General features: G+C 66.9%; 15 protein-coding genes. 6 read left to right on the top strand and 9 right to left on the bottom strand.

Annotated elements, in window-relative coordinates; all coding sequences use genetic code 11:
- Window positions 1-6: 6 nt before the first annotated feature.
- The 5 genes from GJ695_RS17655 to secD all read right to left on the bottom strand — a co-directional run bounded on the left by GJ695_RS17655 (window position 7) and on the right by secD (window position 8,661).
- Entirely contained in the window at window positions 7-4,173 is a 4,167-nt protein-coding gene (locus tag GJ695_RS17655) for an ATP-binding protein (protein WP_208023343.1), read from the bottom strand.
- Between the two features lie 69 nt (window positions 4,174-4,242).
- Window positions 4,243-4,431 (bottom strand): DUF1653 domain-containing protein, encoded by a 189-nt coding sequence (locus GJ695_RS17650; RefSeq protein ID WP_154366991.1) that lies wholly within the window; start codon window positions 4,429-4,431, stop codon window positions 4,243-4,245.
- A gap of 30 nt (window positions 4,432-4,461) precedes the next feature.
- On the bottom strand, window positions 4,462-5,562 hold the full coding sequence (locus tag GJ695_RS17645; protein ID WP_154366989.1) for a calcium:cation antiporter: 1,101 nt from the start codon (window positions 5,560-5,562) through the stop codon (window positions 4,462-4,464).
- A gap of 207 nt (window positions 5,563-5,769) precedes the next feature.
- Window positions 5,770-6,780 (bottom strand): protein translocase subunit SecF, encoded by a 1,011-nt coding sequence (secF, locus tag GJ695_RS17640; protein ID WP_154366988.1) that lies wholly within the window; start codon window positions 6,778-6,780, stop codon window positions 5,770-5,772.
- Between the two features lie 15 nt (window positions 6,781-6,795).
- Entirely contained in the window at window positions 6,796-8,661 is a 1,866-nt protein-coding gene (gene secD, locus GJ695_RS17635; protein ID WP_154366986.1) for a protein translocase subunit SecD, read from the bottom strand.
- A gap of 181 nt (window positions 8,662-8,842) precedes the next feature.
- On the opposite strand from secD, the gene GJ695_RS17630 reads away from it, so the two are divergent.
- The 3 genes from GJ695_RS17630 to GJ695_RS17620 all read left to right on the top strand — a co-directional run bounded on the left by GJ695_RS17630 (window position 8,843) and on the right by GJ695_RS17620 (window position 15,957).
- Window positions 8,843-14,245 carry an AAA family ATPase gene (locus tag GJ695_RS17630; protein WP_154366984.1) on the top strand — a complete coding sequence of 1,801 codons (5,403 nt, stop codon included), beginning with the start codon at window positions 8,843-8,845 and terminating at the stop codon, window positions 14,243-14,245.
- On the top strand, window positions 14,242-14,589 hold the full coding sequence (locus tag GJ695_RS17625) for a response regulator (protein ID WP_154366981.1): 348 nt from the start codon (window positions 14,242-14,244) through the stop codon (window positions 14,587-14,589). The genes GJ695_RS17630 and GJ695_RS17625 overlap by 4 nt, the downstream gene beginning before the upstream one ends.
- Window positions 14,590-14,658: 69 nt before the next feature.
- Entirely contained in the window at window positions 14,659-15,957 is a 1,299-nt protein-coding gene (locus GJ695_RS17620; RefSeq protein ID WP_154366979.1) for an MFS family transporter, read from the top strand.
- Window positions 15,958-15,960: 3 nt separating this feature from the next.
- Here the strand turns inward: GJ695_RS17620 and GJ695_RS17615 are convergent, their stop codons facing one another.
- On the bottom strand, window positions 15,961-16,581 hold the full coding sequence (locus GJ695_RS17615; RefSeq protein ID WP_154366977.1) for a M17 family peptidase N-terminal domain-containing protein: 621 nt from the start codon (window positions 16,579-16,581) through the stop codon (window positions 15,961-15,963).
- Window positions 16,582-16,777: 196 nt separating this feature from the next.
- Here GJ695_RS17615 and GJ695_RS17610 point away from each other — a divergent pair, with 196 nt between their 5' ends.
- Window positions 16,778-18,757 (top strand): TonB-dependent receptor plug domain-containing protein, encoded by a 1,980-nt coding sequence (locus GJ695_RS17610; protein WP_154366976.1) that lies wholly within the window; start codon window positions 16,778-16,780, stop codon window positions 18,755-18,757.
- On the opposite strand, the gene GJ695_RS17605 is transcribed toward GJ695_RS17610, so the two are convergent.
- The 3 genes from GJ695_RS17605 to GJ695_RS17595 are packed head-to-tail and all read right to left on the bottom strand — an operon-like array spanning window position 18,758 to window position 20,743.
- A complete protein-coding gene (locus tag GJ695_RS17605; RefSeq protein ID WP_154366974.1) occupies window positions 18,758-19,192 on the bottom strand; it encodes a DUF2177 family protein in 435 nt (144 codons plus the stop codon).
- Between the two features lie 42 nt (window positions 19,193-19,234).
- Complete coding sequence (locus GJ695_RS17600) at window positions 19,235-20,056, bottom strand: MipA/OmpV family protein (protein WP_154366972.1); 822 nt, start codon at window positions 20,054-20,056, stop codon at window positions 19,235-19,237.
- Between the two features lie 9 nt (window positions 20,057-20,065).
- Window positions 20,066-20,743 (bottom strand): response regulator transcription factor, encoded by a 678-nt coding sequence (locus GJ695_RS17595; protein WP_154366970.1) that lies wholly within the window; start codon window positions 20,741-20,743, stop codon window positions 20,066-20,068.
- Between the two features lie 121 nt (window positions 20,744-20,864).
- Between GJ695_RS17595 and GJ695_RS17590 the strand changes: the two genes are divergently transcribed.
- On the top strand, window positions 20,865-21,551 hold the full coding sequence (locus GJ695_RS17590; protein ID WP_154366968.1) for a response regulator transcription factor: 687 nt from the start codon (window positions 20,865-20,867) through the stop codon (window positions 21,549-21,551).
- Entirely contained in the window at window positions 21,529-22,917 is a 1,389-nt protein-coding gene (locus GJ695_RS17585) for a sensor histidine kinase (RefSeq protein WP_154366966.1), read from the top strand. The genes GJ695_RS17590 and GJ695_RS17585 overlap by 23 nt, the downstream gene beginning before the upstream one ends.
- Window positions 22,918-22,979: the final 62 nt, after the last annotated feature.

Here is a 22,979-nt window from a genome sequence, read left to right as displayed (position 1 = left end):
TGCCGGCTAGGTGTCAACCGTGCCGGTAAGCGCTGCGAGCAGGTGATTGAAGTCGACCGGCTTGGTCAGATGGTGGTCGAAGCCTGCCACGCTCGCGCGTTCGCGGTCCGCCGGCGTGCCCCAGCCGGTCAGGGCGATGATCCTGGCGGCGGCCATGCCGTCGATTTTGCGCAACGCCAGCGCCGCCTCGTAGCCGCTGATGTCCGGCAGGCCGATGTCGAGGAACACCACCTGCGGCAGGTGCGCCGCCGCGCTGCTCAACGCAGCCGCGCCGTTGTGCGCCACCTGCACCAGGTGGCCGCTGAATTCCAGCAGCGCGCCCAGGGTTTCCGCGGCGTCGACGTTATCGTCCACCACCAGCACCCGCAGGCCCGGCGCGGCAGCGACCGGCGCCGGCGCTGCGGCGGCGGGCGGCGCAGTATCCGCCTGCGGCGCCGGCAACGGAAGCCACGCGGTGAAGCGGCTCCCCTGGCCGGCGCCGGCGCTATCCGCGCCGACACGGCCGTCATGCAGTTGCACCACCTGCCGCACCAGATTCAGGCCCACGCCCAGGCCGCCCTGCGCCATCGGATCGCCGGCCGAGACCTGCGCATACATATCGAACACCGACGCCAGCATGTGCGGCGCGATGCCGATGCCGTTGTCTTCCACGATCAGCATCACCTCGCCATCCTGCACGTATGCCGACAGCTCGATGCGGCCGCCGGCCGGCGTGTACTTGGCGGCGTTGTTCAGCAGGTTGCTCAACACCTGGGCGATACGGTGGCGGTCCACGTCGAGCCACAGCGGCTCGTGCGGCAAGTGCAGCGACAGCCGGTGTCCGCCCGCCTGCACCAGCGGCATGCTGATCTCCACCGCGTCGCTGACCACATCGGCCAGCACCACGCGCTCGCGCCGCAAGGTCACCTTGCCTTCGGCCAGCCGCGCGATATCGAGCAGATCGTCGACCAGATGCACCATGTGATCGACCTGGCGCAGCATCATCCCTTGCAAGTCGTCGGCCGCCTTGCCCGCCGGCCGCGCCGCCATCAATTCCAGCCCTGCGCGGATCGGCGCCAGCGGATTGCGCAACTCGTGCGCCAGCGTGAACAGGAAATCGCTCTGGCGACGGTTCTTCTCGGTCAGCTCGTCGGCGAGCCGCTGCAACTCCAGCTCCGCGCGCTTGTGGGTACTGATGTCAAGGCTGATGCCGTCGAAGCGTGTCGGCCGGCACTGGTCGTCCACATCGCACCAGCCCACCGCGCGCAGCCAGCGCGCGTCGCCGCCATCGCTACCGGCGACGCGGAATTCCACGTCCAACGGACTGCCGTCACCGAGCGAGCGCGCGATGCCGGCCGCCAGGCGGCCGCGATCCGCTTCATCCACCACCGCCAGCAAATCCTCCACCGAAGCGTTCTGGCGCGCCGGCATGCCCAGGTGCACCGCCATCTGCTGGTTGATGCGCAGCTCGCCGAACGGCGCGTCGGCATGCCACACGCCGATATCGCCGGCGCCGGCCACGCGCTCGAAGCGTTCCTGAAGCTCCTTGCGTGCGTGGATTTCAATCACGGTGCCGACGAAGCCCGCAGGCCTGCCGTCGTCGCCCATGCGCGGCATGCCGGCGTCGATGCACCAGCGGTAGCTGCCGTCATGGCGGCGCAGCCGGAAGTCCGCCGAATACGGCGTGCCGGCCGCCAGCGCGGCGCCAAACGTCCCGGTGACGCGCGCCAGATCGTCGGCATGCACGTTGTCCAGCCAGCCGTGGCCCAGATCCTGCTCCGGCGTGCGGCCGGTGTAGTCGTACCAGCGCTGGCTTAGATAGGTGGTCTCGCCATCGGCGTCGGTGGTCCACAGAATCACCGGCGAGGCGTCGATCAGCGCGTGGAAATAAGCCTCGCGCAGCAAGGCGTCCTGGCGCTGCTGCTGGCGTTCGCGGCCCAGCGTCACCTGGCGCAGCACCCGCGCCAGCAGCTCGTTGGTGGAGAATGGTTTGACCAGGTAATCGTCCGCGCCCGCCTGCAGGCCTTCGATCTTGGCCTCCTCGCCGGCGCGCGCCGACAGCAGGATCACCGGCAGGTTGCGCAGCGCTTCGGTGCCGCGAATGCGGGCGATCAGGCCGAAGCCGTCCAGCCTTGGCATCATCACATCGCTCAACAGCAGGTCGCACGGCTCGTGCAGCAGGCGCGCGAAAGCCGCCTCGCCGTCCGTGCTGATGGTCACGTCGGCGTGCGGATCGAGCAGCGACTTGAGGTAGGCGCGCATGTCGTTATTGTCGTCGGCGATCAGGATGCGCGGGCGGCGCGGCGCCGGCGCCGCCAGCTCGCCCCCGGACTGGCGTAGCGCAGGCCGGTCCTCGTCCTCGTCCGGCAGCCAGCGCAGCGCTTCTTCCACGAAGGCGGCGCCGGTGCGCGGCGTGGCGCTGCTGGCCATCGCCGGATCGGCATCGGCCGCCGCCACGCGGTCCGCCTGCAGGTGCGCATGGCCGAACGGAATATCGACATCGAAGCGCGTGCCCTCGCCCACCACGCTGTGGACGGCGATCTGGCCGCCGTGCAGCCGCACCAGTTCCTGGATCAGCGCCAGGCCGATGCCGCTGCCTTCGTAAGTCCGCCCCGGCGCGCCTTCGATGCGGTGGAAGCGTTCGAAAGTGCGCGGCAGTTCGTGCGCCGGAATGCCGCCGCCGGTGTCGGCCACCGACAGCCGCGCCATGCCTCCGTGCTCACGCAGCGTCAGCGTCACGCTGCCTTCCAGCGTGAACTTGAAGGCGTTCGACAGCAGGTTGAAGACGATCTTTTCCCACATGTCGCGGTCGATGTACACCGGCTGCGGCAACGGCGGCAGGTCCAGCGTGTAAGCCAGCCCGCCCTTGACCATGGCCGATTCGAATACGCCCGCCAGGTCCACCGTAAGCCGCGCCAGATCCACCGGCTGGTAGCTGGCCTGCACGCGGCCGGCCTCGATGCGCGAAAAGTCCAGCAGCGAGTTGACCAGCTTGAGCAGGCGCAGCGCGTTGCGGTGCGTGGTTTCGATGCGGCGGCGCTGTTCGGGCGACAGCCCCTCGTTGGCCAGCGCGTCGTCCAGCGGACCGAGGATCAGCGTCAGCGGCGTGCGGAATTCGTGCGAGACATTCGAGAAGAACGCGGTCTTGGCGCGGTCGATGCGCGCCAGTTCCTCGGCGCGGCGCTGCTCCTGCTCATAGGCGGTGACATTGCCGACCGCCGTGTTGAAGGCGGCGCTCAACAAGGCATAGAAGTTACGGTATTCGTCATCAACCGCGCGCCGCGCGCTGACGCCGGCGACCACAAAGCCGAACACCTCCTGCTGGCCCGGCAGGCTGACCGGCAGCACCAGCGCCGCATCGGGCGCTTCCTCATACGGGCCGCATGGCATATCGCCAAAGCGCGCCGCCAGGCCATCGACCTGCAGCGGCTTGCCGCTGGCCGCCACCCGGGCGAACGGCCAGCATCCATCATCCAGCGCCGCCTGCACGGGCGCCAGCGCGCTGCCGGCCGGGATGCCGGCGCTGCCGCGCAGATGCAGGTGGCCGCTGTCTTCGTCGCGCTGGTAGAACAGCAGGAACGGCACGTCCACCGACAACTGCTCGTATTGCAGTGCCAGGTCGCGGCCGATATCGTCCACGGTGCGGGCGTCGGCGATGCCGGTGCTCAGGTCGCGCAGGCTCTGCGAACGGCGGGCGTTGAGCACCTGCGCGGTGGTTTCGGTAATCGGGTGGAAGATGCCGCCCACCTGGCCGGATTCGTCGCGGATCGGCGAGAAGGAAAACGTCATGAACGCTTCCTCCAGATAGCCGTCGCGGTCCAGGAACATGCGCTGGTCGCGGATGTAGGTGCCCTCGCCCTGCTGCGCGCGGTCGAACTTGTCGCCCACCACCGGCAGCGCCGTGGCCCAGCACACCTTGAACGGCTCGCCCATCGATTGCGGATGCTTGCCGCCGCAGATCGGGCGGTAGGCGTCGTTGTAGATCTGGATGTATTCCGGTCCCCACGCCACCAGGATCGGGAAGGTCGAGGACAGGCACAGGCTGACCGTGGTGCGCAGGCTCTGTGGCCAGGCGCTCATCGGCCCGAGGGGCGTGAGCGACCAGTCGATGGTCGCGATCAAAGCCGCCATATCGCCGCCGCCGGCCAGCCAGTTGATATCGGTGTTGATGTTCAGCGGCTTGGGCGATTGCATAGACGACAAAAAGTAGGAGGAAGCGCGTATTCTACGCGACAACGCGGCGGGCGCCGCGTTCTTCCGGACCTACCCGATCGGCGTGAAACGCTGCACGCGCTTGCCGTCCACCTCGATCTCTTCGAAGAACACCGCGCGCGGCCGGCACCAGATGCTGCCATTGGCGGCGCGGTACACGATCAGCGGTGTCAGATCGGCCTCCATGGTCGCCTCGCACACCAGTTCATACTCGCCGCCTTTGTAATGTCTGAATCGCATATTGTCCGTCCTTGGCTAAAAGCCGCCATTTTAGGGCACGATGGTGACAAACAGGTAGACCGCGAAAATCGTCAGCAGGATCGTGCCCTGCATGATGGTGGTGCGGCCGCCGGTGAGCGACAGCGAGGTGACGATCAGCGACAGGATCAGCAGCACGGTCGACTTGATGTCGATACCCAGCGTCAGCGTCCAGCCGTTCAGCAGCGCGACGATGGCCACGCAGGGAATGGTCAGGCCGATGCTGGCGAGCGCGGAGCCGAGGGCCAGGTTCAAGCTGGTTTGCAAGCGGTTGGCGCGTGCGGCCTGGTACGCCGCGATCCCTTCCGGCAGCAGCACCACCGCCGCGATGATGATGCCGACCAGCGCTTTCGGCGCGCCGAAACTCAGCACGGCGGCTTCCAGCGATGGCGACAGAGACTTGGCCAGCAACACCACGCAACCGAGGCAGGCCAGCAGCAGCGCGCCGCTGATCCATGCCATGCGGGTTGGCGTTTCCGGGCCGTGGTCTTCCTGTTCGCCGTCGGCGGGCTGCTGCGGCAGGAAGTACTCGCGGTGGCGCACGGTCTGCACCAGGACAAAAGTGCCGTAGAGGACCAGCGATACCACGGCGATGAAGATCAGCTGACTGGTATTGTAGGACGGGCCGGGCGTGGTGGTGGTGTAGTTCGGCAGCACCATGGTCAGCACCGAGATGGCGGCCAGCGTCGCCAGCGCGGCCGAAACGCCGGTGGCGGTGAAGCTTTGTTCGCCGTGCCGTCCGCCGCCGGCCAGCAGGCACAGGCCGACCATGCCGTTCAGGATCAGCATCACGGCGGCGTAGACCGTGTCGCGCGCGAGGCCGGTGGTTTCGGCGCCGCCGGCCACCATCAGCGAGACGATCAGGGCGACTTCGATGGAGGTCACGGCCACCGCGAGCACCAGCGTGCCGAATGGTTCGCCGATTTTGTGGGCGACGACTTCGGCATGGAATACTGCGGCGAGAACGCCGGCGAACAGGCAGGCGGCCAGCACAACCAGCAGCAACACGCCAGGTGGGCCGTCGCCGCCGATCAGCGACTTGGCTAAGAGAGCGAGCCATCCGGCGACAGGCGCGGCGATGGTCCAAGCGGGCAAGGATGTCTGGATTTTCATGGGCAGTCCTGGCTGAAGAGTAGCCAGGACAATACCATGCGCGGCGCGCGACATGCTTTTCACGGGGTAGGCGTGCCTGGCATCCGCAGCATGTCGCCGTAACAGCACGCGGCACCCGCGTAACCCGCACACCGCTGCGGCCAGGGTCAGACCCCGCATGGGGTCTGACCCTTTCGTCAGGGGTTCTTTACACGGCTGTCTTCCGTTTTACCCCGCTGTATCGTCTTCCTTGATTGGCTTGATCAGGTCTTCGCGTTTCACGCCCAGCCACATCGCCACGGCGGCGGCCACGAATACCGACGAGTAAATGCCGAAGCAGATGCCAATCGTCAGCGCCATCGCGAAATAGTGCAACGTCGGGCCACCCAGGAACAGCATCGACAGCACCATCATCTGCGTGCAGCCGTGAGTAATGATGGTGCGCGAGATGGTCGAGGTGATCGCGTTGTCGATCACTTCATGCACCGACGCCTTGCGCTGCTTGCGGAAGTTTTCGCGGATACGGTCGAAAATCACCACCGATTCATTCACGGAATACCCCAGCACCGCCAGAATACCCGCCAGCACCGTCAGCGAGAATTCCCAGTGAAAGAAGGCGAAGAAGCCAAGAATGATCACCACGTCGTGCAGGTTGGCGATAATCGCCGCCACCGCGAACTTCCATTCGAAGCGCACGGCCAGATAGATCATCACGCCTATCACCACCATCACCAGCGCATTCAGACCATTCTGCCCCAGCTCATCGCCCACCTGCGGACCGACGAATTCCACCTTTTGCAGCGCCACCAGCTCCGCCCCGGCATTGTCCGAGCAGGCCCGCCTGACCACGTGCTCTCCTTTCGCGCTCACGCTGTCGATCTGCCTCATGGCGCCGCTTTCGGCCTTGCACAGCGCGTCGTACACCAGCGCCGAGGCGTCCTTGGCGCTAACGTTTTTCACCACCGGCAAACGCAGCATCACATCATGCGCGGTGCCGAAGCCGGTGGCTTCCGGCTGTTCGTAGCCGATGGTTTCCAGCGTATGCCGGATGCGCTCCAGATTCGCCGGCTGCTGGTATTTCAGCTCCATCACCGTACCACCGGTGAATTCCACCGAATAATTCAGGCCGCGATGCAGCAGGAAGAACACGGCCGCCACGAAGGTCAGCGCCGAGATGACGTTGAACACCAGCGCGTGGCGCATGAACGGGATGTCTTTTTTGATGCGGAAAAATTCCATGTCGATGTCCCCTGATTATTTCCGGCCCGGCACCCAGACGGTGCCGATAGCGATGGATTGCAGCTTCTTCTTGCGGCCATACCACAGGTTGACCACGCCGCGCGACACAAACACGGCGGAGAACATCGAAGTCAGAATGCCCAGCGTATGCACCAGCGCAAAGCCACGAATCGGACCGGAGCCGAACGCCCACAATGCGATGCCAACGATCAGCGTGGTGACGTTGGAGTCGATGATGGTGGCCCAGGCGCGGTCGAAGCCGGCCGCGATCGCCTGCTGCGGCGAGGCGCCGGACCGCAGCTCCTCGCGGATACGCTCGTTGATCAGCACATTGGAGTCGATCGCCATGCCCAGCGCCAGCGCGATCGCCGCCATGCCCGGCAAGGTCAGCGTCACCTGCATGCGCGACAGCACGGCGACCAGGAACAGCAGGTTGCACGCCAACGCGATCACGCTGAAGGCGCCAAATAGCATGTAGTAGGCGACCATGAACAGCGCAATCGCGGCGAAACCGTACAGGGTCGAATGCACGCCCTTGCTGATGTTCTCCGCACCCAGCGCCGGGCCGATGGTGCGTTCTTCAATCACGTCCATCGGCGCGGCCAGCGCGCCGGAGCGCAGCAGCAGCGCCAGTTCGGCCGAGTTCTCGGCATTGCCCATGCCGGTAATGTTGAAGCGGTTGCGTAGCTCTTCCTGGATCATCGGCGCGGACAGCAGTTCCGGCTTGCCGGCGCGCTCGTAGAGAATGATCGCCAGACGCTTGCCAACGTGGCCACGCGTGGCTTCCAGCATGCGGCGGCCGCCGTCGCTGTTCAATTCCACGCTGACTGCCGGCTGCTGGTTGGAATCCAGGCTGCCGATGGCGCTGGTGATATCGTCGCCGCTCAGCACCACATCCTTCGATACCACCAGTGGCGCGCCACGGCCCGCCGTCAGCAGCTCCGAATTGAACGGAATCGCCGACGACAGTTCGGTGCCCGGCGTGATCGAGTCGTCCACCATGCGGATTTCCAGCGTCGCGGTGCGGCCGATCACGGCGCGCGCACGCGCCACGTCCTGCACGCCCGGCAGCTGCACCACGATGCGGTCCGCGCCCTGCTGCTGGATCACCGGTTCGGCCACGCCCAGCTCATTCACACGCTTGGACAAGGTGGAGATATTCTGTTTGACGCCGTCTTCGATGGCCTGCTTCAGCGCTTCCGGCTTCAGGCTCATCGAGGTTTTCAGCGCGCCGCCCTCGCCGCTGTCGACGAACAGCAGGTCGGCGATCTGCCCGTTCAGCACGTCCTTGGCTTTCTGCCGCGTGGCGTCGTCGCGGAACCGGATGTCGATAATGCCGTCGTTGCGTTCGATGCCGGCGTGGCGCACGTCCTTGTCGCGCAGGATGGCGCGCGTCGCCGCCTGCATGCCCTGCGCGCGCTTGTTGATCACTGCCTTGGTGTCGACCTGCATCAGGAAATGCACGCCGCCGCGCAAATCGAGGCCAAGGTACATCGGCAGCGCATGCAGGCTTTGCATCCATTTCGGCGTATCGGCCTGCAGGTTCAGCGCGACCAGGTAGCTCGGGTCGGCAGGGTCAACATTCAGGCCCTTCTCCAGCGCCGACTTGGCCCGGAACTGGATGTCCGGCGTGGCGAAACGCGCGCGCACCGAGGCGTAGGCGCCGCTGCCGTCATAGGTGACGCCATCGGTGACGATGCCCTCCTTTGCCAGCACCGCCGCCACCCTGGCGGTCATCTCCGGCGCCATCCTGACTGTCGACTTGCCACTCGTGACCTGCAGCGCCGGCGATTCGCCAAAATAGTTCGGCACGGCGTACAGCGCACCGAACAGAATGGCGACGGCAATCAGGATGTATTTCCAGACCGGGTATCGATTCATAAATCCCACTAGTTGAAGTTGTTGACAGGGTGCGCAGGAGATGGGATTGCTGTTTCAATAAGCAAGACCTTGCAAAAAAATATTTCCAAAATGCACACTGCGCGCGATTGCGGATGAGGTCGGTAAAAAGCCGTAGCCGTCAGGTAAGATGGAGTTCCAAATCAGATAACCATGAAACGTCATGCGCAGCAGTGAATCGCCCTCCGCCGAAGCAGCCGTCACCGCCATGCGCCTGGGTGCGCTCATCGGTACACCGCTGGCGGTGGGCGAGTTTCTGGAGATCGCCCAGCAACTGGCGCGCAAAGTTTCCCATCTGCATCATGCTGGCCTGCTTCATGGCGCCCTCAATCCGGCCCATGTGGCGTGGAGCGCCTCCATGCGGCAGGTCCAGCTCAGCGACAGCGCCGCCGCGCCGGAGACGCTGGACCCGGCCTATATGTCGCCCGAACAGACCGGCCGCACCGGCCGCTCGCCCGATGCGCGCGCCGATCTGTACTCGCTCGGCGCGATCTTCCATGCGCTGCTGACGGGCGCGCCGCCCTTCCCCGGCGACGATCCGCTGGAACTGGTGCACGCCCATCTGGCGCGCCAGCCGCATGCGGTCGCCGCGCTGAACCCGCAGGTGCCGGCCATCCTGTCCGACCTGCTGCTCAAGCTGCTGGAGAAAGAGCCTGAACAGCGCTACCAGAGCGCCGACGCCCTGGTCGCCGATCTGCAGGAGATCAGCACGCAATGGCGCCGCAACAGCCAGGTCCAGCCGTTTGTGCTCGGCGCACGCGAAACGACGCGCGCGCCGCTCATCACCGACCACCTGTACGGCCGCCGCCGCGAAAGCGACGTGCTGCTGGACGCCTTCCAGCGCGTGCGCGCCGGCGGGCGGGAGCTGGTGCTGGTCACGGGCGATCCCGGCATCGGCAAGACCGCGCTGGTGGCGCAACTGGACAAACCGGTGGCCGCCTGCCGCGGCTACTTCGTCTCCGGCAAATTCGATCAATTGCAGCGCAGCGTGCCGTATGCCGGGCTGGTGCACGCTTTCCGCAGCCTGGTGCACCAGTTGCTGACCGAGCCGGACACCACGCTGGCCGCATGGCGCCAGCGCATCCAGGCGGCGGTGGCGCCGAACGGCCAGATCCTGGCCAACGTCATTCCGGAAATCGACGCCATACTTGGCCCGCAGCCGCCGGTGGCGGAACTGGAAGCGACCGAATCGAAGAACCGCTTCATCCAGGTGGTCACCTCCTTCCTCGGCGTGTTCGCCCGGCCCGAACATCCGTTCGTGCTGTTCCTCGACGACCTGCAATGGGCGGATGCCGGCTCGCTGGCGCTGATCAGGCAATGGCTGGGCGATGGCAAGGCCGGCCACCTGCTGATCGTCGGCGCCTATCGCGACAGCGCGGCGGGCCAGGCGCATGCCCACGCCCTGATCGCCGAACTGCCCGGCAGCGTCCGGCAGATTCACCTGCATCCGCTTGACGTCGACGATGTGGCGGCGCTGCTGGCCGATGCGCTGGACCAGGACGCCGAGCGCTGCGCCGCGCTGGCCGCCCTGTTGACCCAAAAAACCGCCGGCAATCCCTTCTTCATCCGCCGCCTGGTGCGCCTGCTGCACGCACAGGGACTGCTGCGCTACGTGCCCGAAACCAAAGCCTGGCGCTGGGACATGGACGACATCCAGCGCGCGCCCGTCAGCGACAACGTCCTGGCGCTGATGGTGCAGACCATCGACCGCCTGCCGAAGGCCACCCAGGCGCTGCTGCAGGCCGGCGCCTGCATCGGCCACCAGTTCGCGCTCGACACGCTGGCGGACGTCACCGGGCGCAGCAGCGCCGCCGCGTTGAGCGAACTCTGGCCGGCGCTGGAAGACGGCCTGCTGGTGCCGCTGCGCGACGCCTACCAGGGCGCGCGCCCGGCCGCCGCGCTGGGCCACGAATTCACCCAGCAGCCGGTCACCATGCGCTTCGTCCACGACCGGGTGCAGCAGGCGGCCTATTCGCTGCTGCCGCCGGCCAGCCGCCAGGCTTTGCACCTCGCCATCGGCCGCCAGCGCCTGCGCCAGGCGAATGGCGGTTTGGCGGATCAGCTGTTCGACATCGTCGACCAGTTCAACCTCGGCGCCGAGCTGATCGCCGATCCCGCCGAACGCCTCACCCTGGCCGAACACAACCTGGCGGCCGGACGCAAGGCCAAGGAGTCGGCCGCCTACGACGCCGGCTACGCCTACCTGATGCACGGCAAACAGCAACTGCCGCCCGACGCATGGCGGACGCAACCCGCGCTGACCTATGCGCTGCACCGCGAACTGGCCGAATGCGCCTACCTCACCGGACAGCACGCGGCCGCCGACCTGTACGTGGACGCCGCGCTGGACCACGCGCCATCGCGCATCGCCACGGCCGACCTGTACAGCCTGCGCGTGCTGGCCGCCACCGTCGTCAGCGACTGGGCCGCCGCGCTGCGCTGGGGCCGCGAAGGCCTGGCCGTGTTCGGCCACGAGTGGCCGCTCGACCTGCTGGCCGAAGCCAACGAGGCCGAAGCGGCGGCGGTGATGCGCAACGTCGGCGAGCAGGCCATCGCCGACCTGGTGCACCAGGCCGAGGTCGAGGACGACGACACGCGCGCCGTCATGCGCCTGCTGTCGCTGCTTGGCCCGCCGGCCTACTTCAGCGGCTCGGCGGTGCTGACCTTCCTGGTCACGCGCAGCACCAACCTGTCGCTGCTGCACGGACCATCCGGCTATTCGGCCTACGCCTATGTGTTCTACGGCGCGCTGCACAACGCCATCACCGGCCAGTACGACGTCGGCTACGAATTCGGCACGCTGGCGCTGGCGCTGGCGCGGCGCTTCGGCAACCGCGCCGAGGAAAGCCGCACGCTCGAAGTGTTCGGCCTGGTGGTGCAGGTCTGGCGTGCGCCGCTGCGCGACAGCCTGCCCATCATGGAGGAAGGCCACCGCGCCGGCGTCGAATCCGGCGAACTGGCGTACGCCGCCTTCAACCTGAGCGGCCTGCTGATCAACGGTCTGCCGGCCGGCGTGCCGCTGCCCGAGCTGCTGGCCGACGCCGATCTCGCCATCGACTTCGCCAACCGTTTCCGCAACCGCACGGGCGCCGAAATTTCGCTGCCGTTCCGCCAGTTCGCACGCACCTTGATGGGCCGTACCCGCAGCGCCATCAGCTTCGACGACGACGACTTCGAACAGGTCCGCTTCGAGCTCGACGCCGGCGGCAACCAGACGGCCATGGGCCAGTTCTGGGTGGCGCGCCTGCAAGCCGCCTACCTGCTGGACGACCTGCCAGCCGCCCGCCGCGCCGCCGATCAAGGCGCAAAGTTTATCGCGGCCGGCATACTCGGCATGGTGACGTCGGCCGAGCACAGCTTCTATGCCGCGCTGACCTTGCTGCGCACGCACCAGGCGCCGCCGGACGCGCTGGCGCCGCTGCTGGCGCAGCTGGCGACGTGGGCCCAGTACTGCCCGGAGAATTTCCAGCACAAGCTGCGCATGGTCGAAGCCGAAGTGGCGCGCCGCAACGACGCGCCGTGGCAGGCCATCGAACTGTTCGGCGCCGCCATCGATGGCGCGCGCCAGCAGGGCTTCATCCAGGACGCTGCGCTGGCCAACGAGCTGGCGGCCCGCCTGCTGCTGGAACGCAAGCAGCCGCGCCTGGCCGCCGTCTACCTCAACGCGGCGCTGGACGGCTACCGCGCCTGGGGCGCGACGGCCAAGCTGAACGCCCTGCAGCACACCTATGCGCAACGCATCGGCATTCCGCGCGACGAAGCCACGCGCTCCGGCACGGCGCACGCGCACGACGCGCTCGGCCTGATCAAAGCGGCCCAGGCCATCGCGGCGGAAACGGTGCCCGAGCAGCTGTTCCGCCGCATCCTGCAAATCGTGGTCGAAGTGGCCGGCGCCCAGCGCGGCATCCTGCTGCTGGGCGAAGGCCAGACGCTGCGGGCGCGTGCGCGCATCGCAGTCGGCGACGCCACCACCATGGTGCTGGAGGATACCGCCCTGGCCGACTGCACCATGCTGCCCGGCTCCATCGCCCGCTACGTGGCGCGGCTGAAGCAGCCGCTGGTGCTGGAAGACGCCGCCGTCGAAGGCCCGTTTGCCGCCGACGCCGTCGTGCGCCAGCTGCGCCTGCGCTCGGTGCTGTGCGTGCCGCTGAAGCGCCACGAACAGGTGGTCGGCCTGCTCTATCTGGAAAACAACGCCATGGCGCGCGCCTTCACCGCGCAGCGCGTGGACGTGGTGCAGGCGCTGGCCGCGCAGGCGGCCATCTCGCTGGAAAACAGCCTGTGGTTGATGGAACGCCGGCGCGCCGAGGAAGCCGCGCGCTTCCTGGCCGGCGCCGGCGCGGCGCTGGCCGAATCGCTGGATTATGCCGAAACGCTGGCGCGCGTGGTGCAACTGGCGGTGCCGGCCTTCGCCGACTGGTGCTTCCTCGACCTGGTCAACGGTGAACGCACCGTTCAGCGCGCCCAGCTGGCGTTTGCCGATCCGGCGCAGGCCGGGCTGGCCGCCGCGCTGCGCCAGTATTCGATCGGCGCGGGCGACCCGCATCGGCGTCGGCTGACCGAAACGCTGCATCAGGGCGAAGCGCTGCTGTGGCCGCAGATCACCGACCAGCAGCTGCGCAGCCTGGCCACCGATGACGCGCATTTCCGGCTGGTCCAGGCGCTTGGCGCGCGCGCACTGATCGCCGTGCCGCTGGTGGCGCGCGAACGCACGCTGGGCGTGCTGACGTTTATCGTCGCCCAGTCCGGCCGCAACTACGATGACCAGGACGTGGCGGTGGCGCGCAAGCTGGCCGACCGCTGCGCGCTGGGCATGGACAACGCCAAGCTGTACAAGGAGGCGCGCGAGGCGATCCAGGTGCGCGACGATTTCCTGGCGGTGGCCTCGCACGAGCTGCGCACGCCACTGATGCCGCTGCAACTGCAAATCCACCTGATCGAACGCCGCCTGCCGACGCTGTTTCCCCATCCGGACAGCGCGGCCTGGCTCCAGAAAAGCCTGGCGATGCTGCAACGCCAGGGCAAGCGGCTGGAACGGCTGGTCAACGAGCTGCTCGATATCGCCCGCATCACCGGCGGCCAGTTGCAGCTCCAGCGCACGCAAGTCGATCTGTGCGAAGTGCTGGCGGATGTCCTGGAGCGGCTGAAGGAAAGCGGCGAAAGCACGCCGGCCGGCTCGGCGCTGACCATCCGCTGCGACGCGCCGGTGGTCGGCAACTGGGACCGGTTGCGCATCGAACAGGTGTTCCACAACCTGCTGTCGAACGCCTTCAAGTACGGCAACGGCAAGCCGATCGCCGTCGACGTCCGCATTGACCGTGCGCAGGCCGTGATCCAGGTGGCCGACCAGGGCATCGGCATCGAGGCCGAGCACCTGGAGCGCATCTTCGGCCGTTTCGAACGCGCGGTCTCGGTGCGCAACTTCGGCGGCCTCGGCCTCGGGCTGTACATCGTCAGCGAGATCCTGCGCAACATGGGCGGCGCCATCCACGTCAGCTCCACCTTCGGCGAAGGCTCGACCTTCACCGTGATGCTACCGCTGGACGGCGCCGGCGCATTGCCATGAAAACCATCCTGATCGTCGATGACGACGCCGACATCCGCGCCGTGCTGAGCGAATTCCTCGAAGCCGAAGGCTACGGCACCGCCACCGCCGAAAACGGCCGCGACGCCCTCAGCTACCTGCATCGCCATCCGCGCACCTCGGTGGTCCTGCTGGACCTGATGATGCCGGTCATGAACGGCTACCAGTTCATCGCCGCGCGCCAGCAGGATGCGGCGGTGGCGGCCATCCCGGTGGTGGTGATGACGGCGCGCGGCGCGGTCGGCGCCGGCCTCGGCGGCGTGACCAAGGTGCTGCCCAAGCCGATGGACCTGGACGACCTGCTCGCCACCCTGCAGGCCGCCTAGTCCCTGCCGCCTGCGGCTTCCAGCCAGATGCTTTACAATCTATAGGGAATTATTTCTAGAGAGACATGAATGACAGCATCTGCACAGCCGCATTATTCCGCCGAAGAGAAACGTAAACGCATCTTCGCCATCATCAGCGCCTCCTCCGGCAACCTGGTTGAATGGTTTGACTTCTACGTCTACTCCTTCGCCTCCATCTACTTCGCCAGCCAGTTCTTCCCCAGCGGTAACTCCACAGCAGAATTCCTCAAATCGGCCGCCGTGTTCGCGGTGGGCTTCCTGATGCGTCCTATCGGCGGCTGGATGTTCGGCCGCATCGCCGACCGCGTCGGCCGCAAGAAGTCGATGGTGGTGTCGGTGCTGATGATGTGCGGCGGTTCGCTGGCCATCGCCGTGCTGCCGACCTACGCCACCATCGGCGTTGCCGCGCCTATCCTGCTGCTGGTCATCCGCATGTTCCAGGGCCTGTCGGTCGGCGGCGAATACGGCACCACCGCCACCTACATGAGCGAGGTGGCCCTGCGCGGCCAGCGCGGCTTCTTCTCGTCGTTCCAGTACGTGACGCTGATCGGCGGCCAGTTGCTGGCGGTGCTGACGGTCGTGATCCTGGAGCAGTTCCTGACCGAGCCGGAACTGAAGGCCTGGGGCTGGCGCGTGCCGTTCGTGGTCGGTGCGATTGCCGCGCTGGTGTCGCTGATGCTGCGCCGCACGCTGCACGAAACCAGCAAGGCCGAGGACTTGAACAAGAAGGAAGCCGGCACGCTGGCCGGCATCTTCAAGTACCACCGCGCCGCCTTCCTCACCGTGCTGGGTTATACCGCCGGCGGCTCGCTGATCTTCTACACCTTCACCACCTATATGCAGAAGTATCTGGTCAACACCTCCGGCATGGCGCCGAAGACGGCCAGTATGGTGATGACCGGTGCGCTGTTCCTGTACATGTGCATGCAGCCGCTGTTCGGCATGCTGGCCGACCGCATCGGCCGCCGCCATTCGATGATGCTGTTCGGCGGCCTGGGCACCTTGGCGACTTATCCTATCCTGGAAATCCTGCGCGGCAACAGCAACAGCTTCTTCGCCTTCGCGCTGATCACCCTGGCGCTGGCCATCGTCAGCCTGTACACCTCGATCAGCGGCCTGGTGAAGGCCGAGATGTTCCCGCCGGAAGTGCGCGCGCTGGGCGTGGGCCTGTCGTATGCGATCGCCAATGCCATCTTCGGCGGCTCGGCCGAGTTTGTCGGCCTGTCGTTCAAGAACGCCGGCCATGAAGACTGGTTCTTCATCTACGTCACCATCATGATGGTGATCGCCTTCCTGGTCAGCATGCGCCTGCCGAAAACGCCGTCCTACCTGCATACCGACCACTGACCGCTAGTCGGCCTCGAACAGTGTTTCGAAGGCCGCCGCAAACGCCTGCGCCGCATTGGCCAGGCGCGGCGCGCCGACATCGAAGGTGCACTGTTCGAGCAGCGGACGCGGCGCCAGGCCCGCCGCGGCCAGCGCCAGCTCGGCGCGCAAGGCGCCAAGCATTCCTTCCAGCATCACCTCCTGCATATTCAATTGCGCGTTATCGCTATGGCCGCCGTCGAGCACGCTCGGGGCGAAGGCCATCGTGCGCGCGCCGTGGCGGATCGCCTCGTGCATGGCGACGCGGGTGGCCTGGCGCAGCCGCTCGCCATCCAGCGTGCCGGGATCGCCAAGGCCGATGACCAGCACCGCGCGCGGCGCCATGCCTTGCGGCGGCTGCGAGATCAGCAGCGTGTCCATGGCTTGCCCAGGAAAGAAGCCATCGGCACGCAAGCGCGTCAGATGGCCGCCCAGCGCCTGATCCAGCGCCAGCAGTCCGCCAGCGACCGGCGCACCGCCCATCTCGTGCTCGAACATGCAAGCGACACTCAGGTCGACATCGGCGTTGGCCGGGCCCCAGGCGACCACATCGAAGACAACGCCGTCGGCGGAGCCGATCGGCAGGCGGGCAGGAAGGGAGTTCATGAAAGCTGGTCCTTGTGAATGACAAAGCTCCGATCTTAACGCCGCACCGCCCCGCCACGGCCCTGCCAAAAGACAGGGCCGTGGCCCAAGCCTGTTTCAGCGGCCATCTGACGCAAGACAACACCGCGCGCACTAAACAACGGCCTTTTGCGCATTCCTGGTTGCGAAATCGGCATGCCCATTGCAGAATGCCGGGATGACCAACTCGTCCATTATCCGCCACGCAGTCTGGCTCGCCTGCGCGCTGACGGCCGCCGGCCAGGCCGGCGCGGCGGATGGCGCTGTTCAACCATACACACCGGACTACTTCACCCAGTTTCAGGCCGCCACGGCGATGGACATGGTGAACCGCCTGCCGGGGTTTGTGTTTGACGGCGGCAATGCGTCGCGTGGCGTTTCCGGCAATGTCCTGATCAACGGCAAGCGCCCGACGTCCAAGACCGAGGCGCTGGGCGACGTGCTGGGTCGTATTCCGACGGCGGCGGTCGAGCGCATCGAGGTCATCAACGGCGGCGCCGGCGGCATCGACATGCAGGGCTACGCCACCGTGGCCAACCTGCTGCTCAAGCAGATGGACCTGGTGTCCATGACCACCAACGCCTCCAGCTACCTGATGCCGGACGGCAGCCTGGCGCCTTCGCTGGACGGCAATTACAGCCTGAAACGCGGCGACAAGAACATCAACGTCACGCTGGGCTGGTCGCGCTCGCCGGACACCGGCCAGGGCCAGGGCTACCGCACCACCGTCTACGCCGGTTCGGCCCCGGCCGCCGAAGTGCGCGTGGCGGGCGCCGGCATCGCCGACAACAAGACCATCAAGCTGAATTACGGCCAGGACCTGCTGGACGGCCAGCTGAGCTGGAACGGCGCCTACAACCCGTGGACCTACCACTCGCTGGCCAGCTACGACGCCGCCACCCGTTCGCTCAACAGCAACGACAACGCCGGCCACACGCTGGAACAGGGCCTGGCCTACACCCGCGATCTGGCCCACGGCGCCAGCCTCGACCTCAAGGCGCTGTACCGCAGCTCGGGCATCGACGCGGATTCGGGCTTTGTCTCGGGCGGCAACAGCGGGCACTCGGTCACCACCAGCTCGGCCAGCGAGCAAGTCCTGGGCGGACAACTGAGCTGGCAGGCGCTCGACGGTGTCGTCATCCGTGGCGGCATCGAACGCGCCGTCACCACCAACGACAGCAGCGTCAGCAACAATCCGCAGGCCGCCGCCTGGGTGCAGGAAGCGCGCGTCGAAGGCCAGCTGTCGTCGGCCTGGCAGGTCGACAACACGCTCAGTGCCGAAGCCGGCGTCAAGGTGTCGCACGCCAGTCTGGCCAACAGCGCCGAGCAGGCCGACGCCAAGGCCTACGTCTATCCCAAGCCACGGCTGCGGCTGGCCCTGTCGCCGACGCCGGCGTTGCAGCTGCGCCTGCGCATGGAGCGCGAAATCAGCCAGCTCAACTTCGGCGACGCCGCCGCCTATTTCGGCATGGCCGACAAGTCGCTGCGCGCCGGCTATCCGGACGTGGTGCCGGCCAAGACCTGGCTGTGCGAAGGCGCGGTGGAATACCGCTTCTGGGAGCGCGGCACGGCGATGTTGAGCTATACGCAGTCGCATGTCAGCGACGTCATCGACCGCATGCAGATCCGCACGCCGAACGCTGTCTACGACGTCGCCGGCAATATCGGCGACGCCAGCGCCGACAGCGTCACCGGCATGCTGAACCTGCCCACCGACAGCTGGGCGCTGCCGCAGGGCCTGCTCAAGCTGTCGACCACCTGGCGCTCCTCCTCCGTCACCGATCCGGCCACGCTGGAAACGCGCCGCTTGTCGGGTGAGCAGCCGCTGGGCTGGCGCATCGAATTCTCGCAGGACCTGCCCAGCCAGCGCACGGCCTGGGGCTTCTCGGTCGACAACGGCTGGAGCAACGACAGCTGGCAGACGGCCGAGCGCGACACCAGCAGCGGCAGCGGCTGGGCGCGCGCCTTCGTCAACTACCGGCCGGCGTCCAACATGATGCTGACGCTGGAACTGAACAACCTGGCCAGCCGCGTCATCACCTACGACCGCACGCACTACGCCGGCAACGACCGCCTGGCCAACGTGGTCGATTTCGTCGAGCACAACATCACCCGCACGCAACCCTTCGCCATGCTGCGCCTGCGCAAGGACTGGTAATCAGCCCCAGCGGTTGGCCACATACCAGCCGGCGGCGGACGCCAGCGCGGTCAGCAGCACGCCCCAGGCGATATCCACCAGCGCCAGGCCCAACGGCCAGGCTTTCAGGATCGAATAATTGGTCAGGTCATAAGTGCCGTAGGCGATCAGGCCCAGCACCACGCCGTTCAGCATCGCCGTCTGCCAGCTCACCGCCCGCAGGCCCGGCGCGACCGCCAGGAACACCGCGCCGGCCGCATACAGCAGGTAGAACGCCGCGGCCGAACCGATACGCGGCTGCTCCAGCATCAGGTCGCCCAGCGCGCTCTTGTAGGCGGGCGCCATGTACAGGCCGATCCACAACGCATCCAGAGCCAGCATCGACAGCAAGGCGCCGCCGTAAGCGAACAGCCAATGCTGCGTACTGAGTGCCTGAGCGGGAGCGGATGTCAGCATGGGATGTCCTCGGCCTGGGAATATGGGAAGCCCGAGTGTAGCCTATTCCCACGCGCGCGCTGTTGAACGGTACGCGGTCCAGGTGAAGCCGACGCCCACCGACAGGCCGCTGTTCTGGCGGAACAAGGGGCTGTCGCGGTTGGCCGCCTGCGTGTAGTTGTCATAGCGGGTGAAGCCGAATACGCGCCAGTCCGGCGTCAATCGGCGCGACAGGCTCAGGCCGAGCCGTGTCATCATCAGGCCGCTGCTGGCCTGGTAGGCCGGGCGCGCGGCGGTCGCGTATTGTGGCGCGACACCGTAAAAATATTGATTCAGGCGTGCGTTGCCGAACACGGCGCCGAGGTTGGCGTCGCCCTGCCACTTGCCGCTGCGGTCGCCGGTTTCATAGACCAGGCGCGGTTCGAACACCAGGCCCTGGCGTTCGAAGCCGTTTCCAAGCTCAAGCGGCACCCGCAGCGGCAGTTCGAGCCGCACGCGGTCGGCCAGTCGCACCTTCAGGCGCGGGCCGAATTCCAGCAGCGAGTTCAGGTCCGGCATGCCGGCGCGGGCCGCCACGTCGCTGGAGCGGGATGGCAGCGACAAGGCAAAGCCCACATCCAGCTCGACGCGTTCGGTATTGAGCAGGCGCGCGCCGATGCCGGAGCGGTCTGCGCGCAATATCCTGCCGCGATAGACCACCAGCGGCAGCACCAGCCCGCGCGTGACGCGGTCTTCCGAACTGGGATACGCCGGCGTGCTGGCAACGCCGCCGAACAGGCCAGCCTCCCACAGCGGCAAATCAGGAGCCGGCGTCGGCTCCTGCTGTGCGACGGCAGGTGCCGTTACGATCAGCAGCGCGACGGCTGGCCAAAGCAATGGCTGCATGAACTCTCCTTAAACCGGTGCGCGCACGCAGTAGCCGGCGCCCGCCACCGTGTGGATCAGCGCCACCTCGAAATCGCGGTCGACCTTGTTGCGCAGTCGGTGCATATGCATGTCGATGATGTTGCCACGCGGGTCGAAGTCGTAATCCCACACGGCTTCCAGCAGCATGGCGCGCGTCACCACCTGGCCGGCGTGGCGCATCAGGTATTCCAGCAACGCGAATTCGCGCGCCTGCAATTGCAGGTCGCGGTCGGCGCGGCGGGCGCTGCGCGTGTCCATGTCCAGGCTCAGATCGGCCAAGGTCAGCACCTGCTGGCGGCGGCTGGCGTCGTTGCGCCGCGCCAGCGCTTCGATGCGCGCCAGGATTTCGGCGAAGGCATACGGCTTGGCCAGATAATCGTCGGCGCCGGCGCGCAGGCCTTCCACCCGTTGCTGTGTGCCGCCCAGCGCGCTGACCATCAGCACCGGAATCTGCGGATCGCGGCGGCGCAACGCGGTCATGAAGTCGATGCCGTCCAGGCCCGGCATGCGCCGGTCCAGCACCACAACGTCGTAGATGCCCTCGCCCGCCATCGCCAGACCGGTAGCGCTGTCGGCCACATGATCGGCCACGTGGCCGCTCTCGGCCAGGCCGCGCACCAGATACTGGGCGGAGCGCGGATCGTCTTCAATAACGAGTAATCGCATGCTGAATAGCGCCTCCGGACATGAACTATTTTTAATGTTGGCGAGAACTGCGCGTAGCCGACTGTGGGGCATAATAGGCAATATAGTAGCGCACTAAGGCGCAGTTGCGGAGGCGGCCGGCATGGCAAAGGTATTGGTGATTGAGGATGACGCACAAACCGCGCAGGAGTTGCAGGCGGCGCTGTCGGACTACGGCCATCAGGTCGAACTGGCCGACAACGGCCGCCAGGGCCTGCTGCGCGCGGCCGGCGAAACCTATGACGTCATCGTGCTGGACCGCATGATGCCCGGCGGCCTGGATGGCCTGGCGGTGCTGTCCACTCTGCGCACCGCCGGTGTCGCCACGCCGGTGCTGATCCTCAGCGCCTTGTCGGCGGTGGATGAACGGGTGCGCGGCCTGCGCGCCGGCGGCGACGATTACCTGTCCAAACCGTTCGACTTCATCGAACTGACCGCCCGCCTGGACGCGCTGCTGCGCCGCCGCGACGGCCCGCCAGCCGCCGTCACCGGCTTCCAGTTGGGCCGGCTGGACATGGACCTGCTGACGCACACCGTGCGCCTGGGCGGCCAGCCGGTCGACCTGCAACCGCGCGAATTCCGCCTGCTGGAATACTTCTTCCGCAACCAGGGCCAGGTGCTGACCCGCACCATGGTGTTCGAGGCCGTGTGGGACTACCGCAGCGACGAGCGCAGCAACGTCATCGACGTGCACATCAGCCGGCTGCGCAAGAAAATCGATCCGGACGGCACCGCGCCGCTGATCCACACCGTGCGCGGTTCGGGCTATGTCTTCCGTGCCGCCGAATAACCGCTGGAGCCTGCACGACCTGCGGCGGGCGTCGAGCTTCCGCATCGCACTGCTGTTCCTCGGCCTGTACAGCCTGATCGCCGCGCTGCTGTTCGCTTTCCTGTACCAGCAGATTTCCAGCTACGCCCTGAGCCGCATCGACGACTGGCTGCCGCGCGAACGCAACGCCATCCTGCGCAGCGCGCCGGCCGACCTGGTCGCACGCGTCGCCTACCATGCCCGGCTGGACCCGGACAACCAGCGGCCCTTCGGCCTGTACAGCCCGGACGGCATCCGCCTGGCCGGCGCCTTCCCCGGTCCGCATCCGACGCAGCTGGAACAGCCGTACACGCTGTCGATGATCGAGAACGACAGGACACGCTCGCTGCGCGTGGCCGCCTATCCGCTGGCCGACGGCCAGTTGCTGGTGCTGTCGCAGGACCTGAACGAGGTACACGAGTTCAACGAAGTGCTGCAACGAGCGCTGGCCTCGGCGGCGCTGCTGGCCCTGCTGCTGGGTCTGGCCGGCGCGGTGCTGATCGGGCGCCGCGCCGTGCACCGGCTGGACGCCATCACCACCGCCATCCAGGCCATCGTCCAGGGCGACCTGAGCCAGCGCCTGCCGCAACGCGCGCCCGGCGCCGCCAGCGACGACCTGGACCGGCTGGTCAACGTGGTCAACGGCATGCTGGACGATATCGAACGCCTGATGCACGAAATCAAGGGCGCCTGCGACGGCATCGCGCACGACCTGCGCACGCCGCTGGCGCGCCTGCTGGCCGGCCTGGAGCGTGCCCAGCGCCGCGCCGTCAGCGCCGACGACTACCGCGATGCGGTTGACGCCGCCATTACGGAGACGCTGTCGCTGCTGACCACCTTCAACGCCATGCTGCGCATCTCCGAAGTACAGGACGGCGCGCGCCGTGCCGGTTTCAGCGCCATCGACCTGGCCGCCATCGCCGACGATGCGGTGGAGTTCTACGAACCGAGCGCCGATGACAAGCAGGTCCAGCTGGTCTATGAACGCCCGCCGGGGCTGCGCCTGCCGCTGCGCGGCGACGCCAGCCTGCTGTTCGAGGCCATCGGCAACCTTATCGATAACGCCATCAAGTTCACGCCGGAAGGCGGCCGCATCACCGTCACCCTGGCCGAATGGCAGGGAGCGATGCAGTTCGATATCCGCGACACCGGTCCCGGCATCCCAGCCGCCGAGCGCGAAGCGGTGTTCCTGCGCTTCCACCGCGCCGAGAGCAGCCGCCACCTGCCGGGCAACGGCCTCGGCTTGAGCCTGGTGGATGCGGTGGCGCGCCTGCACGGCATGCAGGTGGCCATCCTCGACAGCGACCAGGGCTGCCACATCAGCCTGCGCCTGAGCACGCTACCTTAACGATTGTTCATATTCCCTAGATACGGTGTTAACCGCCCCTCCGGCAGAATGCCCTGGAGGCT

The sequence above is a fragment of the Duganella alba genome (assembly GCF_009674495.1).
Lineage (GTDB): Bacteria > Pseudomonadota > Gammaproteobacteria > Burkholderiales > Burkholderiaceae_D > Rugamonas > Rugamonas alba.
This window is presented reverse-complemented; position numbering and strand designations above follow the sequence as displayed.